Origin of the sequence: Mesorhizobium sp. M0296, from assembly GCF_040321675.1 — a bacterium.
Lineage (GTDB): Bacteria > Pseudomonadota > Alphaproteobacteria > Rhizobiales > Rhizobiaceae > Mesorhizobium.
The window spans coordinates 1-14,825 of sequence record NZ_JAMYRZ010000030.1 but is presented as its reverse complement, the minus strand read 5'-3'; the positions used below and the strand labels follow the sequence as shown (position 1 = coordinate 14,825).

The 14,825-nt window shown below is 62.1% G+C and carries 15 protein-coding genes; 12 read left to right on the top strand and 3 right to left on the bottom strand.

What is annotated here, in order from left to right; all coding sequences use genetic code 11:
• Positions 1 to 119: 119 nt before the first annotated feature.
• The 5 genes from hslV (at position 120) to NKI97_RS24740 (ending at position 4,264) form a co-directional block, all read left to right on the top strand.
• Positions 120 to 671 (top strand): ATP-dependent protease subunit HslV, encoded by a 552-nt coding sequence (gene hslV / locus NKI97_RS24760; RefSeq protein WP_352743939.1) that lies wholly within the window; start codon positions 120 to 122, stop codon positions 669 to 671.
• The gene (locus NKI97_RS24755; RefSeq protein WP_352837062.1) at positions 661 to 1,203 is read left to right on the top strand and encodes a GNAT family N-acetyltransferase; all 543 of its coding nucleotides are present in this window, start codon (positions 661 to 663) and stop codon (positions 1,201 to 1,203) included. Before hslV ends, NKI97_RS24755 begins: the two co-directional genes overlap by 11 nt.
• Before the next feature lie 4 nt (positions 1,204 to 1,207).
• Positions 1,208 to 1,804 carry a DUF2585 domain-containing protein gene (locus NKI97_RS24750; RefSeq protein ID WP_023677528.1) on the top strand — a complete coding sequence of 199 codons (597 nt, stop codon included), beginning with the start codon at positions 1,208 to 1,210 and terminating at the stop codon, positions 1,802 to 1,804.
• 4 nt (positions 1,805 to 1,808) lie between these two features.
• The gene (gene hslU, locus NKI97_RS24745; protein ID WP_352454824.1) at positions 1,809 to 3,122 is read left to right on the top strand and encodes an ATP-dependent protease ATPase subunit HslU; all 1,314 of its coding nucleotides are present in this window, start codon (positions 1,809 to 1,811) and stop codon (positions 3,120 to 3,122) included.
• A 182-nt stretch (positions 3,123 to 3,304) separates the two neighbouring features.
• Entirely contained in the window at positions 3,305 to 4,264 is a 960-nt protein-coding gene (locus NKI97_RS24740; protein WP_352743943.1) for a DUF1402 family protein, read from the top strand.
• 34 nt (positions 4,265 to 4,298) lie between these two features.
• On the opposite strand, the gene NKI97_RS24735 is transcribed toward NKI97_RS24740, so the two are convergent.
• Genes NKI97_RS24735 through NKI97_RS24725 form a run of 3 tightly spaced genes read right to left on the bottom strand, consistent with a single transcriptional unit; the run spans position 4,299 to position 7,016 of the window.
• Positions 4,299 to 5,528, bottom strand: coding sequence for an NAD(P)/FAD-dependent oxidoreductase (locus NKI97_RS24735; RefSeq protein ID WP_352451679.1), 1,230 nt, complete (start codon positions 5,526 to 5,528; stop codon positions 4,299 to 4,301).
• A 2-nt stretch (positions 5,529 to 5,530) separates the two neighbouring features.
• Complete coding sequence (locus NKI97_RS24730) at positions 5,531 to 5,845, bottom strand: MocE family 2Fe-2S type ferredoxin (protein WP_023677524.1); 315 nt, start codon at positions 5,843 to 5,845, stop codon at positions 5,531 to 5,533.
• 40 nt (positions 5,846 to 5,885) lie between these two features.
• On the bottom strand, positions 5,886 to 7,016 hold the full coding sequence (locus NKI97_RS24725; protein ID WP_352837059.1) for a fatty acid desaturase family protein: 1,131 nt from the start codon (positions 7,014 to 7,016) through the stop codon (positions 5,886 to 5,888).
• Between the two features lie 134 nt (positions 7,017 to 7,150).
• On the opposite strand from NKI97_RS24725, the gene NKI97_RS24720 reads away from it, so the two are divergent.
• The 7 genes from NKI97_RS24720 (at position 7,151) to NKI97_RS24690 (ending at position 14,722) form a co-directional block, all read left to right on the top strand.
• The gene (locus tag NKI97_RS24720) at positions 7,151 to 8,182 is read left to right on the top strand and encodes a LacI family DNA-binding transcriptional regulator (RefSeq protein ID WP_023677522.1); all 1,032 of its coding nucleotides are present in this window, start codon (positions 7,151 to 7,153) and stop codon (positions 8,180 to 8,182) included.
• Positions 8,183 to 8,492: 310 nt separating this feature from the next.
• On the top strand, positions 8,493 to 9,434 hold the full coding sequence (locus NKI97_RS24715) for a sugar ABC transporter substrate-binding protein (protein WP_352451673.1): 942 nt from the start codon (positions 8,493 to 8,495) through the stop codon (positions 9,432 to 9,434).
• 114 nt (positions 9,435 to 9,548) lie between these two features.
• Positions 9,549 to 10,625 (top strand): ABC transporter permease, encoded by a 1,077-nt coding sequence (locus NKI97_RS24710; RefSeq protein WP_292655972.1) that lies wholly within the window; start codon positions 9,549 to 9,551, stop codon positions 10,623 to 10,625.
• A gap of 2 nt (positions 10,626 to 10,627) precedes the next feature.
• Positions 10,628 to 11,395 carry an ATP-binding cassette domain-containing protein gene (locus NKI97_RS24705; RefSeq protein ID WP_254815918.1) on the top strand — a complete coding sequence of 256 codons (768 nt, stop codon included), beginning with the start codon at positions 10,628 to 10,630 and terminating at the stop codon, positions 11,393 to 11,395.
• A gap of 68 nt (positions 11,396 to 11,463) precedes the next feature.
• Positions 11,464 to 12,465: an inositol 2-dehydrogenase gene (gene iolG / locus NKI97_RS24700; RefSeq protein WP_352451674.1), complete on the top strand. Its 1,002-nt coding sequence runs from the start codon at positions 11,464 to 11,466 to the stop codon at positions 12,463 to 12,465.
• A gap of 23 nt (positions 12,466 to 12,488) precedes the next feature.
• Positions 12,489 to 13,283, top strand: coding sequence for an SDR family oxidoreductase (locus NKI97_RS24695; protein ID WP_352451675.1), 795 nt, complete (start codon positions 12,489 to 12,491; stop codon positions 13,281 to 13,283).
• A 347-nt stretch (positions 13,284 to 13,630) separates the two neighbouring features.
• Positions 13,631 to 14,722, top strand: coding sequence for a 3-deoxy-7-phosphoheptulonate synthase (locus NKI97_RS24690; protein ID WP_352451676.1), 1,092 nt, complete (start codon positions 13,631 to 13,633; stop codon positions 14,720 to 14,722).
• Positions 14,723 to 14,825: the final 103 nt, after the last annotated feature.

The window sequence follows — 14,825 nt, the reverse complement described above, 5'->3', positions numbered from 1 at the left end:
CAGTCCGGCCCGGCGGATGGCCGGTTTGCAATCGTCCGGCCTATGCATACATATGGCCGATCAAGTCACTCGTAACGCGCCGATCGCCTCGATGGGATCGGTGCTTATCGGAGCAGAAAATGTCGAATGAACTGACCATGCATGCCACGACCATCCTGACCGTGCGCAAGGGCGGCAAGGTGGTGATCGCCGGCGACGGCCAGGTCAGCCTCGGCCAGACCATCATGAAGGGCAACGCCAAGAAGGTGCGCCGCATCGGCAAAAGCGGCAACGTCATCGCCGGTTTCGCCGGCGCCACCGCCGATGCTTTCACGCTGCTTGAGCGACTCGAAGCCAAGCTCGAACAATATCCCGACCAGCTGACACGTGCCTGCGTCGAGCTCGCCAAGGACTGGCGCACCGACCGCTATTTGCGGCGGTTGGAAGCGATGATGCTGGTGGCCGACAAGTCGGTGTCGCTGGCGCTGACCGGCACCGGCGACGTGCTGGAGCCCGAATTTGGCATCATGGCCATCGGCTCGGGCGGCAATTACGCGCTGGCAGCGGCACGCGCGCTGGTGGACAGTGACAAGGGCGCAGAGGAGATCGCCCGCAAGGCGATGCAGATCGCGTCAGACATTTGCGTCTACACCAACAACAGCTTCGTCGTCGAAACCCTCGATGCCGCCTGAGCGGAGCCTCCGCTACGGTTTTCGGCCGGTGACCGAGAGGGACCTGCCGATGATCGCCGGCTGGCTTGCCGAGCCGCATGTTGCCGAGTGGTGGGACGATCCCGAGACCGAGATCGCGCAGATCCGCGAGCACATCGACAGCATTTCGGTCGAGCCGCTGATTATCGAGCTCGACGGCAAGCCCATCGGCTATTTGCAGAGCTACGATCCGCATCTGGAGGACGGCCATCCCTATAGCGACCAGCCGTTCGGCACGCTCGGCATCGATCTGTCGATCGGCGTGCCGGAGCTTGTCGGGGTCGGCCACGGCTCGGCGATCGTCCGGCAGTTCGTCGAGCAGCTTTTCGAGGAAGGTACGCCGCGCGTCATCATCGACCCAGACCCCGCCAATGCACGAGCTACCCGTGCCTATGAAAAGGCCGGTTTCACGGCTATCGATCGCAGGAAGTCGGAATATGGCGATGCCGTGCTGATGGCGATTGATGCCCCAGAGGGTGATGCCGGACAGGGTGACGCAAAAGAGGGGCAATAGCAGCATGAGTGTATCCAGCGACAAAACCGTCTCGGCCTACTACGACAGTTGGCGAATGGGGCTTCTGCTGGTTCTCGGCCTGGTCATCTTCCAGGCCGGGGTCCTTTACGGCATGGGGCGGACGCCGATCTGTACCTGCGGCTATGTCAAGCTGTGGCACGGCATCGTGCAGAGCTCGGAGAATTCCCAGCATATTTCCGACTGGTACAGCTTCTCGCACATCATTCACGGTTTCCTGTTCTATGCGCTGGCGTGGTTCCTTTTCCCGCGCTCGCCGATCGGGCTCAGGCTGGCCTTTGCGGTGGTTATAGAGGGCGGCTGGGAGCTGCTCGAGAACAGCCCTTTCATCATCGATCGCTATCGCGCCGGCACGATCTCGCTCGACTATTATGGCGACAGCATCATTAATTCGGTGTCGGACACGCTGGCCATGGTGCTGGGGTTTGTCATGGCGCGAAGGCTTCCTATATGGGTGGTCGTAACCCTCGCCCTCATCTTCGAATTCGGTGTCGGCTATCTCATCCGGGACAATCTGACACTCAACGTGATCATGCTGCTGCATCCGTTCGAGTCCATTCGGCAGTGGCAAAGTGGAATTTAGTGACATGAGCACCTTCTCTCCTCGCGAAATCGTTTCGGAACTCGACCGCTTCATCATCGGCCAGAAAGACGCCAAGCGTGCCGTGGCGATTGCCTTGCGCAACCGCTGGCGCCGCCAGCAGCTCGAGGGCCAGATGCGCGAAGAGGTGATGCCGAAGAATATCCTGATGATCGGCCCGACCGGCGTCGGCAAGACCGAGATTTCGCGCCGCCTGGCACGCCTTGCCGGTGCGCCTTTCGTTAAGGTCGAAGCCACCAAGTTCACCGAGGTCGGTTATGTCGGCCGCGATGTCGAGCAGATCATTCGCGACCTGGTCGAGATCGCCATCGGGCTGGTTCGCGAGAAGATGCGCGAGGACGTCAAGGCGCGTGCCCACATCAACGCCGAGGAACGGGTGCTCGAAGCGCTCGTCGGCAAGACGGCGAGCCCGGCCACCCGTGACAGTTTCCGCAAGAAGCTGCGCGACGGCGAGCTCGACGACAAGGAGATTGAGATCGAAGTGGCCGATACCGGCAATGGCGGCATGCCCGGCTTCGAGATCCCCGGCATGCCGGGCGCCAATATCGGCGTGCTCAACATCAACGATATGCTGTCGAAAGCGATGGGCGGCAAGAAGACCAAGTTGCGCAAGACGACCGTCAAGGAGTCCTACGGGCTATTGATCAGCGACGAGTCCGACAAGCTGCTCGATCAGGACGAAGTGGTGCGCAGGGCACTCGAATCGACCGAGAATGACGGCATTGTCTTCCTTGACGAGATCGACAAGATCGCCTCGCGCGAAGGCGGCATTGGTGCCGGTGTTTCGCGTGAAGGTGTGCAGCGCGACCTGCTGCCGCTGGTCGAAGGCACCACGGTTGCGACCAAATACGGACCGGTGAAGACCGACCACATCCTGTTCATCGCCTCGGGTGCGTTCCACGTCGCCAAGCCCTCCGATCTGCTGCCGGAATTGCAGGGCCGCCTGCCGATCCGCGTCGAGCTGCGGGCGCTGGAGAAGGGCGATTTCGTCCGCATCCTCACCGAGACCGAAGCCAGCCTGATCAAGCAGTATATCGCGCTGATGAAGACCGAAGGCGTCGACCTGGTCTTCACCGACGACGCCATCGATTCGTTGGCCGGCATCGCCGTGGACCTCAACGCCAGCGTCGAGAATATTGGCGCCAGGCGGCTGCAGACGGTGATGGAACGGGTGCTGGACGATATCTCCTATGACGCGCCGGACCGCAACGGCACCTCGGTGACCATCGATGCCGCCTATGTCGAGAAGCATGTCGGCGACCTCTCCAGAAACACGGACTTGTCGCGTTTCATCCTGTAGGAGACGCTTCACTCTCGAAGAGGGTCGGGGAATTGCTCCCGGCCTCCCCAATTTGGCCCAGCATTCCCGATGTGTGGCCAAATGGAAGCATCCGGCAAGCTTTCGTCCCGTCGGGTGCAGGCGTCTCTCGACTCCCGGTGGAGCATTACCTAGTTTGCCGGCGACTATTTGGGCGGCGGCGCATGAAAAAACTGATCCTCGTCATTTTGGGGCTGACGCTGGCGGCAGCCATGTTCGCCGCGCAAGCGGCAACGATGGTGCCGCCGGGCAACCGCAACACCGAGCAGCCCGACATACCGGGCGCTTCGAGCCGGCGCACCCAGGCGACCAACACCACCTTCCAGGCGAAATACCGCAAAGTCTTTGCGCTGCTCCAGAACGATGCCGAGCTGCGCGGTAAGATCAAGCAGGCAGCCGCGGCCTATGACATCGACCCAATCCATATCGTTGGAGCCATCGTCGGCGAGCATACCTATAATGTCGATGCCTATGACCGGCTGCAGACCTATTACGTCAAGGCGATCTCGTATCTGTCGAGCAAGCTCTCCTTTGCCTATGATGGCGAGGACATCACCGATTTCGTGCAACGGCCGCAATTTGCGAAATGCGCAGGGAAGTCCGACAGCTACGATCTGTGGGAGTGCCGCGAACAGGTGTGGAACCGGTCGTTCCGCGGCAAAACCGTCAACGGCGAGAGCTTTCCCAACGACCGCTTCGGCGCCACTTTCTTCCAGCCTTATTATGCCGGCCAGACTTTTGGCCTTGGCCAGCTCAATCCGCTGACGGCACTGCAGATGAGCGACCTCGTGCACAAGGTTTCCGGCCTGCCGGAACTCGACGTCGGCGACCCCAATGCGGTGTACAAGACAATCATGGACCCTGACCTGACACTGCCTTATGTCGCGGCGACGATAAGGAAGTCGATCGACGCCTATAAAAGCATTGCCGGCTTCGACATCTCAGGCAATCCCGGCATCACGTCGACGCTCTACAATGTCGGCAATCCCGAACAGCGCGCCTATGCGCTGAAAGCCGAGAACGACAAGCGCCGCGCTGCGGGCGAGCCGGAAAAGCTGCCCGAGGAAAATTACTATGGCTGGCTGGTCAACGACAAGCTGCCGGAGCTGAAAGCGCTGTTTTAGCCGAACGCGTTCGGTCAACTATCCACGCGGCGGATCAAGCCGCCAGCAGCGATTTTAATTTGACCGCCTGCGAGACTAGCGATTCCGGCGCCGGCCTTGCCTGCTTTGCAATCAGCATCTCGGCCAGCCTTATGTCGCGGGCGACCGCGTTGCCGGGGCCGATGCCGCTTGCCGCAACCAGCCTGCCGTCCTCGGCGAGGTGGAACAGGATGAAGGCGCCGTCGCCGAGGTCGCGGCGCACGATGCTGCGGCCTTCGTCCGACAGGCCGGCGATCTGCAAGGTCAGGCCGTACTGATCCGACCAGAACCACGGCACCGCCGCATGGGACTCGCCGGCGCCAAGCATATTCCTTGCGGCGAGCGCGCCCTGCTCCTGTGCATTGCGCCAAGCTTCGAGCCGCACGCGCCGGCCGCCATAGATGGCGAGCGGAAACGAACAGCAATCGCCGGCGGCAAAGATATCCCGGTCGCTAGTGCGAAGCTCGGCGTCGACGGCGACACCATTGTCGACGGTCAGCCCCGCCTCCGCGGCAAGTCCGGTCACCGGCACGGCGCCGATGCCGATCACGGCAAGATCGGCGACAATGTCGTGTCCACCGGCGAGCGCGATGCGCACTTCGGCGCCATCATCGGCAATGGCGGCGATGCCCTCGCCGCACAGGATTTTCACGCCTTCGGCTACATGCGCCTGATGGATGACCTCAGCGATCTCGGCCGGCACGCCGCGCATCAAGATGCGCGGCTGCGCCTCGATAACTGTGACCGCCGCACCCAGTCTGCGTGCCGCCGCGGCAAGCTCAAGCCCGATGAAGCCGCCGCCAATGATGGCGATGCGATTTCCGGCGCTGAGATGGGCGCGAATGGCCAGCGCGTCGTTGAAGGTCCGGAGGTAGACGCAGCGCCCGCCAAGGCCCGGCATCGGCAGCTTGCGCGGCACCGAACCGGTCGCCAGCAGGAGCTTGTCGTAGGCCAGGACGGAACCGTCCGAGAGGCGCACGACATGCGCCGCGCGGTCGATCGCCACCGCCTGAACCGAATGGATATGCCTGATCGATCTTTCGGCCAGGATCGCGTCGGTGGCGATTGCTTTGAGCAGGGGCGCGTCGGCAACCATCGCGTCTTTCGACAGCGGCGGGCGCTCATAGGGCAGATGCGGCTCGTCGCCGACCAGCGTCACCGGTCCATTAAAGCCGAGCTCGCGCAGCGCAAGGGCGGCGCGCCCGCCGCATTCGCCGGCGCCAATGATGACCATATCCTTCGTCATCATCAACCGATCCGGACAAGGACTTTGCCGGCGTCGACCTTGACCGGATAGGTCCTGAGATCGACGCAGACCGGCGCGCCCCTGGCAGCCCCTGTCTTGTAGTTGAAGCGGCCATTATGCTTCGGGCATTCGATGATATCGTCCATCACCAGCCCGTCGGCCAGATGCACCTTCTCATGCGTGCAAAGCCCGTCGGTGGCGAAATACTCGTCGTCGGGGCTGCGATAGATGGCAAAGGTGCGGCCGCCATGGTCGAAGCGCATCACGTCCTCTTCGTCGATGTCCTCGGCGTCACAGGCCTCGACCCAGTCGCTCATTTACGGGTCCCTCGATGTTTGGTGCCTTGGCATGGGCTTGTCATTCGGCAGCCACCGCAACAGCAGCGTTATCGCTGTGGAAATCCTCGCGATAGGGCCTCGCCGTCGGCGGCAGTTCGCGCTTGATGAAATAATCCTCATTGCGCAGCTGGCGCAGGAAAGCCGGTATCATCTCGCGGTAGCCGGCCAGGATGGACGATGTCGGCGCCGGCAGATCGTGCTTGATCAGTTCGTGCAGCCTGGGCAGCGCGTGATAGGGCACCATGGGAAACATGTGATGCTCGACATGGTAGTTCATGTTCCAGTAGATGAAGCGGCTTATCGGGTTCATGTAGACGGTGCGGCTGTTGAGCCGGTGATCGGTGACGTTTTCAGCCAGGCCGCCATGCTGCAGCAGGCCGACCATGACATGGTGCCAGGCACCGTAAAGCCTGGGCAGACCGACCAGCATCAGCGGCAGGAACGAGGCGGTATAGAGCGCCAGCGCAATGGTCGCGGCATAGATTGTCGTCCAGATGCGGGCAATGCGAATTGCCTTCGGCTGCTCCTGGTCGGGAATGAAGGTTCTTTCGGCCGGACTGACGATACCGGCTGCATTGCGCAGCATGTCGCTCATCGCGTGCCAGGCGTCGAGAATGCCGACGAAGTTGAGCACCACGCGCAGCAGATCGGGCGGACGCATCACCGAGATCTCCGGATCGCGGCCGACGATGATGGTATCGGTATGATGGCGCGTGTGGCTCCAGCGCCAGGTCACCGGGTTGCGCATGATCATGAAGCAGGCGACCTGATAGACCACGTCGTTCATCCACTGCGTCCTGAAAGCGGTGCCGTGGCCGCATTCGTGCCAGCGTGAATCGGTGGAGGAACCGTAGAGGACGCCGTAGACGAAGAAGAACGGCACGCACCACCAGCTGCCCCAGAACCAGGCGGCGCCGGCGCCGCTGAGGATCATGGCGCCGAGCCAGACGATGGTATCGCGGATCGCCGGGCCGTCGGAGCGCTGCATCAGCTCCTTCATCTGCTTGCGCGGCACGTCGGTGTGATACCACTCGGCCGCCGCCAGCCCGCTCTCGACGGCAAGCTTCGCGTCGCGGCCGATCAGGCTGTAGTCGCGTCGGGACGCCGCTGCGGAGCTCGTATTCCCGGTTCGGAGTCCAATATCCACCATAGCGGAGGCCTCGATCATATTCGGTCAGCGTTCAAAATAACGCCGAGCCCTGATAGGCTCAATATCACAAAGATAGTTTCTATCATTTTCCATCAGAATGGTGTAAAAGGGCCAAACAGTGGAATGAGGCAGCGATGGCGAAACGGCCGACGATCACCGACCTGGCGCGCATTTCGGGGGTCAGCGTTGCCACCGTCGACCGGGTGCTGAACAACCGCTTGCCGGTGCGCGAGGAAACCGCGCGCCGCGTCTATGAGGCCGCGACCAGCATCGGCTATCACGCAGCCGGATTGATCAAGCAGCGGATGCGCCATGAATTGCCCGAATACCGGCTCGGGTTCCTGCTGTTGAGACGGGAGGACGTCTTCTACAGTGAATTTGCCCGCGAGCTTGAACTGGCGGTATCGCAGTCGCCGCGCTTTCGCGGCGTGGCCACCATCGACTTCGCCGCTTCGCTGGCGCCGGACGAGATCGTCGAGCGGATGCGCAAGCTGGCCGCCAAATCCAGGGCCGTCGCCCTGGTCGGGCCTGATCACCCGACGCTGACGGTCGCCGTCGAGGCTCTCAAAGCCAATGGCGTACCGGTGTTCTCCCTGCTTTCCGACTTTGCGTCCGGTATTCGCGAGGGCTATGTTGGCCTGGACAATCGCAAGGTCGGCCGCACCGCTGCCTGGATGATCTCGAAGGCCGCGAAGAGACCTGGCAAGGTTGCCCTCTTCGTCGGCAGCCATCGCTTCCATGGCCATGAGCTTCGCGAGATCGGTTTTCGCTCCTTCTTTCGCGAGCAGGCGCCGGAATTCACTCTCCTCGAGACGTTGGTCAATCTGGAAGCGAACCAGATCACACATGATGCAATGATCGAGCTTCTGGCCCGCCACCCTGATCTCGCCGGTTGCTATGTCGCCGGTGGCGGCATGGAAGGCGCGATCTCGGCGCTGAGGGAGGCAAAGCCGGCTGAGATGCCGGCGGTCGTCTGCAACGAGATCACGCCCGACTCCCGCGCGGCGCTGGCAGATAATTTCCTGACCATGGTGATCTCTACGCCACTGGCGGCGCTTTGCCGCGAGCTTGTCGGGCTGATGGCGCATGCCATCGAGACCGGCGCTGCGAATGCGCCGGGCCAGACCTTTCTGCCCTTCGACATTTATCTGCCGGAAAACATCTGACGTCGCGGTCATCGGCGGCAGACATGATGTAATCTATCAGAACGCTTTCAGGCCTGGCTTGCGTTAGCGTCCGTCTAAAAGCGCTCGAAATGCCGAAAATCCATTCCTCATGGCGAAATCTCGCTTGACGCCCAAGCGAAATGGAATAAATATTTCACCAACTGAGAATTTTGGTTCTTTCGTTCCGGAAGATCTGTTTCAGGCAAAATGCCTCCGGAACCAAAAATGGCAATCGGGAGAGAATTCCCTGCGAGATCGGGGATTCCGGGTAGATCGGTGCAGCCGGACACCAATGTGGAGGAGAAATAAAATGAAAAAACTGCTTTTGGGCGTCGCGTTCGCGGCGCTGATGAGTTCGTCCGCCTTTGCTGCCAAGATCGGCGTGTCGATGGCGTTGTTCGACGACAATTTTCTCACCGTGCTGCGCAACGGCATGATTGAACAGGCCAAGGGCATGGACGGCGTCGAGCTGCAGGTGGAGGATGCGCAGAACGACGTCGCCAAGCAACTCGACCAGATCAAGAACTTCGCCGCCTCAGGCGTCGACGCCATCATCGTCAACCCGGTCGACACCTCGGCGACTCAGGCGATGTCGGACGCAGCCGCCGCTGCCAAGATTCCACTGGTCTATGTCAATCGCGAGCCGGTCAACGTCGACACGCTGCCCGAAAACCAGGCCTTCGTCGCCTCGAACGAAGCCGATTCCGGCACGCTCGAGACCAAGGAGGTCTGCCGCCTGTTCAAGGAGGCCGGCAAGACTGAAGCCAACGTCTATGTGATCATGGGCGAGCTGTCGAACCAGGCAGCGGTGCAGCGCACCAAGGACATTGACGACGTGATCGCCACGCCGGAGTGCAGCTTCATCAAGATCATCGACAAGCAGACGTCGAACTGGAAGCGCGAAGAAGCGCAGAACCTGATGACCAACTGGCTGTCGACCGGCAAACCGTTCGACGGCGTCATCGCCAATAATGACGAAAGCGCCATCGGCGCCATCCAGGCGATGAAGGCCGCCAACATCGACATGAAGTCGGTTGTCGTCGGCGGGGTCGACGCTACCCAGGATGCGCTTGCCGCGATGCAGGCGGGCGACCTCGATGCGACGGTGTTCCAGGACGCGGCCGGCCAGGGTGCCGGCGCGCTTGACGCGGCGCTCAAGCTGGCGAAGGGCGAGAAGGTCGAGCACAAGGTCTACATCCCGTTCCAGCTGGTCACGCCGGCAAATATCGACAAGTTCCTGAAGAAGAACTGAGGCGGACCTGTCCGATACGGAGCGGCGCGCCGAAGTAAGACAGCGCCGCTCCGCTTTTTCCCTCTCGGCCTGAACAGCGCCGAGTGGAGACCGTGGCTGACGGAGGAAGCACGATTGGCACAGACATCTCACGGCGTCGGCGGGCTCAGCTATGATGCGAAGCGGCGCGCATGGCCGGCCGAATTCAACGTCTTCCTGGCGCTCGTCATCCTGGTCGGCGCTTTCGAGCTGATCGGCCGGGTTTTCCTGGGCGACAGCTTCCTGTTCAACACCCGCGACAATATCGATGCGATCTTCAACGAAGCGCGCCTGCAGATCATCATCCTGCAGGTGTCGATCGTCGGCATTATTGCCATCGGCGTGACGCAGGTGATCATTACCGGCGGCATCGACCTGTCCTCAGGTTCGATCGTCGGCGCCACGGCAATGATCGCCATGAGCTTCGCCCAGGTGGCGACGGTCAACGGCAACCCGAACCCCAAGGCGATGTTCATCGCCCAGGGCTGGACCGACCTGCCGGTGATCGTGCCGGTGCTGGTCGCGATCGGCTGCGGACTGCTGGCCGGCCTGGTCAACGGCGCTTTGATCGCCTACACGCGCATCCCGCCGTTCATCGCCACGCTCGGCATGATGGTCACCGCACGCGGCATCGCCAAATGGTGGTCAAAGGGGCAGCCGATCTCGTTTCCGACCGAGAGTTTCGCCGCCATCGGCAAGGGGCTGATGCCGGTCATCATTTTCATATCGCTCGCAGTGCTGTTCCAGCTGATCCTGAGTTACACCAAATATGGCAAGCACTGCTATGCAATCGGCTCCAATGAGGACGCCGCGCGCATGTCCGGCATCAACATCGCCAACCACAAGATCCTCGTCTACGTCATTGCCGGCGTCCTCGCCGCGCTCGCCGCCGTGGTGCTGAGCTCCAAGAATCTCACCGCCCAGGCCGGCATGGGTGTAATGTACGAGCTCGACGCGATCGCCATGGCGGTTATCGGCGGCGTCTCGCTGTCGGGCGGCCGCGGTTCGATTATCGGGACGGTGATCGGCTCGCTGATCTTCGGCGTCATCATCTCCGGCTTCACCTTTCTGCGCCTCGACGCCTATTATCAGGAGATGGTCAAAGGCGTGATCATCGTCGGCGCAGTCGTACTCGACCAGTGGCGCCAACGCCTGCGGGCGATGAGGGCTTGATCATGTCGGACATCGTCCTGAAGACCGAAAACCTGACCAAGTATTATGGCGGCGTCCATGCGCTGGAGGGTGCCAACTTCGAGCTGCGCAAGGGCGAGCACGTCGCCATCATGGGCGACAACGGCGCTGGCAAATCGACCTTCGTACGCCAGATCACCGGCGTCGAGCAGCGCACCAGCGGCAGGATGTGGTTCGACGGCAAGGAAGTGAATTTTGCCGGCCCGATCGAAGCCCGCGAGGCGGGCATCGAGACGGTGTTCCAGAACCTGGCGCTCGCCGACGACCTCGACGTCCCGTCGAACCTGTTCCTCGGCCGCGAGCGGGTGCTTTTCAATCTCGGGCCCTTCTCGATCCTCGATCGCAAGTTCATGCGCAAGGCGACCGAGGCAGCCTTGGTCCGGACAGCGGTCAAGATCCCCAATCTTTCCAATACTATCCGCCACATGTCGGGCGGCCAGCGCCAGTGCGTGGCGATTGCCAGAACCGCGACCTTTGCTTCCAAGCTCATCATCATGGATGAGCCGACGGCGGCACTCGGCGTGCAGGAGACGATGCAGGTCGAAAACATCATCCGCACGCTGAAGGAGAATGGCGAACCGCTGATCCTGATCTCTCACAACATGCGCCAGGTGTTCGACCTGGTCGACCGCATCGTCGTTTTCCGGCGCGGCCGCATCGTCGCCAATTTGCGCAAGCAGGACACCGACGGCAACGATATCGTCTCCTACATCACCGGCGCCAAGACCGGGCAGGCGGAACTTGCGGCGTAACGGCCAACGCCGAGCCACAGGCGCTGACACGCCCTCCCTTCCGAACCATCCTCAAAGGAAAATTCTTCATGCCTCTTCGCTTTGCTCTTCTCGGTGCCGGCCGTATCGGCAAGGTCCATGCCCGCGCCGTTGGTTCCAATCCGCAGGCCAGGCTGGTTGCGGTTGCCGATGCCTTCGAGAAGGCGGCGACCGATCTGGCCTCTGCCTATGACGCCGAAGTGCGCAGCATCGATGCCATCGAGAAGGCCGGCGATATCGACGCGGTCGTCATCTGCACGCCGACCGACACTCATGCCGACCTGATCGAACGCTTCGCCAAGGCGGGCAAGGCGATTTTCTGCGAAAAGCCGATCGATCTCGACGCCGGCAGAGTGGAAGAATGCCTGGCCGTCGTCGACAAGGCCGGCGCCACCCTGATGGTCGGCTTCAACCGCCGCTTCGATCCGCATTTTGCCGCCGTGCGCAAGGCGATCGACGACGGCGCCATCGGCACTGTCGAAATGGTGACAATCACCTCGCGCGATCCCGGCCCGCCGCCGCTCGACTATATCGGCCGCTCGGGCGGCATCTTCCGCGACATGACCATTCATGATTTCGACATGGCGCGCTTCCTGCTCGGCGAGGAGCCGGTGGCGGTCAGCGCTCACGCTTCGGTGCTGATCGACAAGAAGATCGGCGAGGCCGGCGACTTCGACAGCGTCAGCGTCATCCTCGAAACTGCCTCCGGCAAGCAATGCGTCATTTCCAACTCACGCCGCGCCACCTACGGCTACGACCAGCGCATCGAGGTGCATGGCTCGAAAGGCATGATTGCGGCCGAGAACCAGCGGCCGGTGTCGATCGAACTGGCCAATGAGAAGGGCTATACGCGGCCGCCGCTGCACGATTTCTTCATGACCCGTTATCTCGACGCCTATGCCAACGAGATCGCTGCCTTCATCGCGGCAGCGACGTCAGGCAAGAAGGCGGCGCCGAGCGGCAAGGACGGGCTGGTGGCGCTCAGGCTGGCGGATGCGGCGCTGAAATCGGCCAAGGAAGGCAAGACCGTCCGCCTCGACAAAACAATCTGACTATCAAGCACAGGAGCAAGGCGATGAACGGTTCAGCCGGTCGCAATTCCGAAACACGCGCCATCGTCACCGGCGGCGCACAAGGCATCGGCTTTGCCGTCGCCGAAGCGCTGGCCGATGAGGGCTGCCGGGCGCTGGCACTGATCGGCCGCTCGCAGGAGAAGGGCGACAAGGCTGTCGCCATCCTCAACGGGGCAGGCGTCGATGCCATCTTCATCAGCGCCGACGTCTCAAAAGTGGCCGACTGCAAGCGTGCGGTCGAAACGGCGATTGGCCATTTTGGTTCCGTCAACGCGCTGGTCAACGCCGCTGCCACCTCGGCTCGCGGCTCGCTGGTCGAGACCTCCGAGGATCTGTTCGACCAGATATTCCAGACCAATGTGCGGGGCCCGTTTTTCCTGATGCAGGGCGTGGTGGCGCATTTGCTGGCGCGCCAGGCACCGGGCTCGATCGTCAACGTGCTGTCGATGTCGGCGCATTGCGGCCAGTCGTTCCTGGCGCCCTATTCGTCGAGCAAGGGAGCGCTGGCGACACTCACCAAGAATGTCGCCAATGCCTATCGCGGCAATCGCATCCGCTGCAATGCGGTGCTGCCCGGCTGGATGGACACCGAGGGCGAAGCGATCGTGCAGAAGAAATGGCACGACGCGCCGGACGACTGGCTGGAAAGGGCCGAGGCCGCGCAGCCGATGGGTCAATTGGTGAAGCCGGCACAGCTTGCCCGGTTGATCAGCTATATGATCAGCCCGCAGTCCGGCGTCATGACCGGGTCGCTGGTCGATTACGACCAGAGCGTCGCCGGGTCGTCGCCGGAATAACGCCGGCAAGTCGAGCGGAACGCCGCCCATCACTTCGTCATCCACGGGCGGAGCAAGGAGCGCAGCGACGCGGCGCAGACCCGAGGATGACGAAGTTCGGGGGGTTCAGCCAATCGCGAATGGGCTGGAGTAAACCTCCTCCTCACCAGACACGTGACAAGCGCCTACGCTTCGACTATATGAACCGGATGATCCACCTGACCGCCTCGTTTTGGTACTTTAGCTACTCGCTGGCGGCGGGAGGATTGCGCTCGATCTGAAGATTGCAGCAATAACATCCGAACAGCCGCCAGACCTGGCGGCTTTTTTGTTTCAGCCGGCAGGTCTCCCAATCAGGAGCAGAAGCCGTGTTGACGACCACAGACGATCTTCGGGTCAAGGAAATCAGAGAACTGAGCACACCCGACGAGGTGATGCGGGAAATACCGCGCACGCTGACGGCGACGCGCACCGTTGCCGCATCACGCAATGCCATCCACGCCGTGCTGACCGGCGCCGACGATCGGCTGGTGGTCGTCGTCGGCCCCTGTTCGATCCACGACCCGGCCGCCGCCGTAGACTATGCCAGCCGTTTGGCATCGCTGCGTGAAAGCCTGTCGGACCGGCTGGAGATCGTGATGCGGGTTTATTTCGAGAAACCGCGCACGACGGTCGGCTGGAAGGGCCTGATCAACGATCCCGACCTCGACGGCAGCTTCAACATCGACAAGGGGTTGCGGATGGCCCGCAACGTGCTCTCCGCCGTCAACAATCTCGGCCTTCCGGCGGCCACCGAATTCCTCGACATGGCCACCCCGCAATATATTGCCGACCTCGTCGCCTGGGGCGCGATCGGCGCGCGCACGACCGAGAGCCAGATCCACCGCGAACTCGCATCAGGCCTGTCCTGCCCGGTCGGCTTCAAGAACGGCACCGACGGCAATTTGCGGATCGCGGCCGAGGCCGTGAAATCCGCCGCCCAGCCGCACCATTTCATGGCGGTGACGAAAGGTGGGCGCAGCGCCATCGCGACGACCACCGGCAACGAGGACTGCCACGTCATCCTGCGCGGCGGCATTGTGCCCAACTACGACGCGGCAAGCATAGCTGCTGCCTCCGCTGAGCTCGGCCGGATCGGCGTGGCACCTCGGCTGATGATCGATGTCAGTCATGCCAACAGCAACAAGAAGCCGGAAAACCAGCCGCTGGTGGCGGCTGACGTGGCGGGCCAGATCGCGGCAGGCGACGAGCGCATCATCGGCATCATGATCGAGAGCAACCTTGTCGCCGGCCGGCAGGACGTCGTGCCCGGCAAGCCGCTCGTCTATGGCCAGAGCATCACCGACGGCTGTATCGACTGGGAAACCACCGAAACGGTGCTGCACGGCCTTGCCGACGCCGTCGAGCAGCGCCGGTCGGCGCGCCGGAGCATGATATTAAGCCGTTCAGGCGCCGCCTGAGCACCTCCTTCTCCCCTTTGTTTGGACTGGGGACATCGCGAACAGATGTGCGAGGACATCGCGAACAGTTTTGCATGCTATCGCGCCAGGACATTGAGGTCGA

What these genes read in the sequence shown, in the direction of transcription:
- iolG (WP_352451674.1), top strand. Translation starts at nt 11,464, where the DNA reads ATGCCTCTTCGCTTTGCTCTTCTCGGTGCCGGCCGTATCGGCAAGGTC.
- NKI97_RS24740 (WP_352743943.1), top strand. Translation starts at nt 3,305, where the DNA reads ATGAAAAAACTGATCCTCGTCATTTTGGGGCTGACGCTGGCGGCAGCC.
- NKI97_RS24695 (WP_352451675.1), top strand. Translation starts at nt 12,489, where the DNA reads ATGAACGGTTCAGCCGGTCGCAATTCCGAAACACGCGCCATCGTCACC.
- NKI97_RS24720 (WP_023677522.1), top strand. Translation starts at nt 7,151, where the DNA reads ATGGCGAAACGGCCGACGATCACCGACCTGGCGCGCATTTCGGGGGTC.
- NKI97_RS24725 (WP_352837059.1), bottom strand. Translation starts at nt 7,016, where the DNA reads ATGGTGGATATTGGACTCCGAACCGGGAATACGAGCTCCGCAGCGGCG.
- hslV (WP_352743939.1), top strand. Translation starts at nt 120, where the DNA reads ATGTCGAATGAACTGACCATGCATGCCACGACCATCCTGACCGTGCGC.
- NKI97_RS24705 (WP_254815918.1), top strand. Translation starts at nt 10,628, where the DNA reads ATGTCGGACATCGTCCTGAAGACCGAAAACCTGACCAAGTATTATGGC.
- hslU (WP_352454824.1), top strand. Translation starts at nt 1,809, where the DNA reads ATGAGCACCTTCTCTCCTCGCGAAATCGTTTCGGAACTCGACCGCTTC.
- NKI97_RS24735 (WP_352451679.1), bottom strand. Translation starts at nt 5,528, where the DNA reads ATGACGAAGGATATGGTCATCATTGGCGCCGGCGAATGCGGCGGGCGC.
- NKI97_RS24755 (WP_352837062.1), top strand. Translation starts at nt 661, where the DNA reads ATGCCGCCTGAGCGGAGCCTCCGCTACGGTTTTCGGCCGGTGACCGAG.
- NKI97_RS24750 (WP_023677528.1), top strand. Translation starts at nt 1,208, where the DNA reads ATGAGTGTATCCAGCGACAAAACCGTCTCGGCCTACTACGACAGTTGG.
- NKI97_RS24730 (WP_023677524.1), bottom strand. Translation starts at nt 5,845, where the DNA reads ATGAGCGACTGGGTCGAGGCCTGTGACGCCGAGGACATCGACGAAGAG.
- NKI97_RS24715 (WP_352451673.1), top strand. Translation starts at nt 8,493, where the DNA reads ATGAAAAAACTGCTTTTGGGCGTCGCGTTCGCGGCGCTGATGAGTTCG.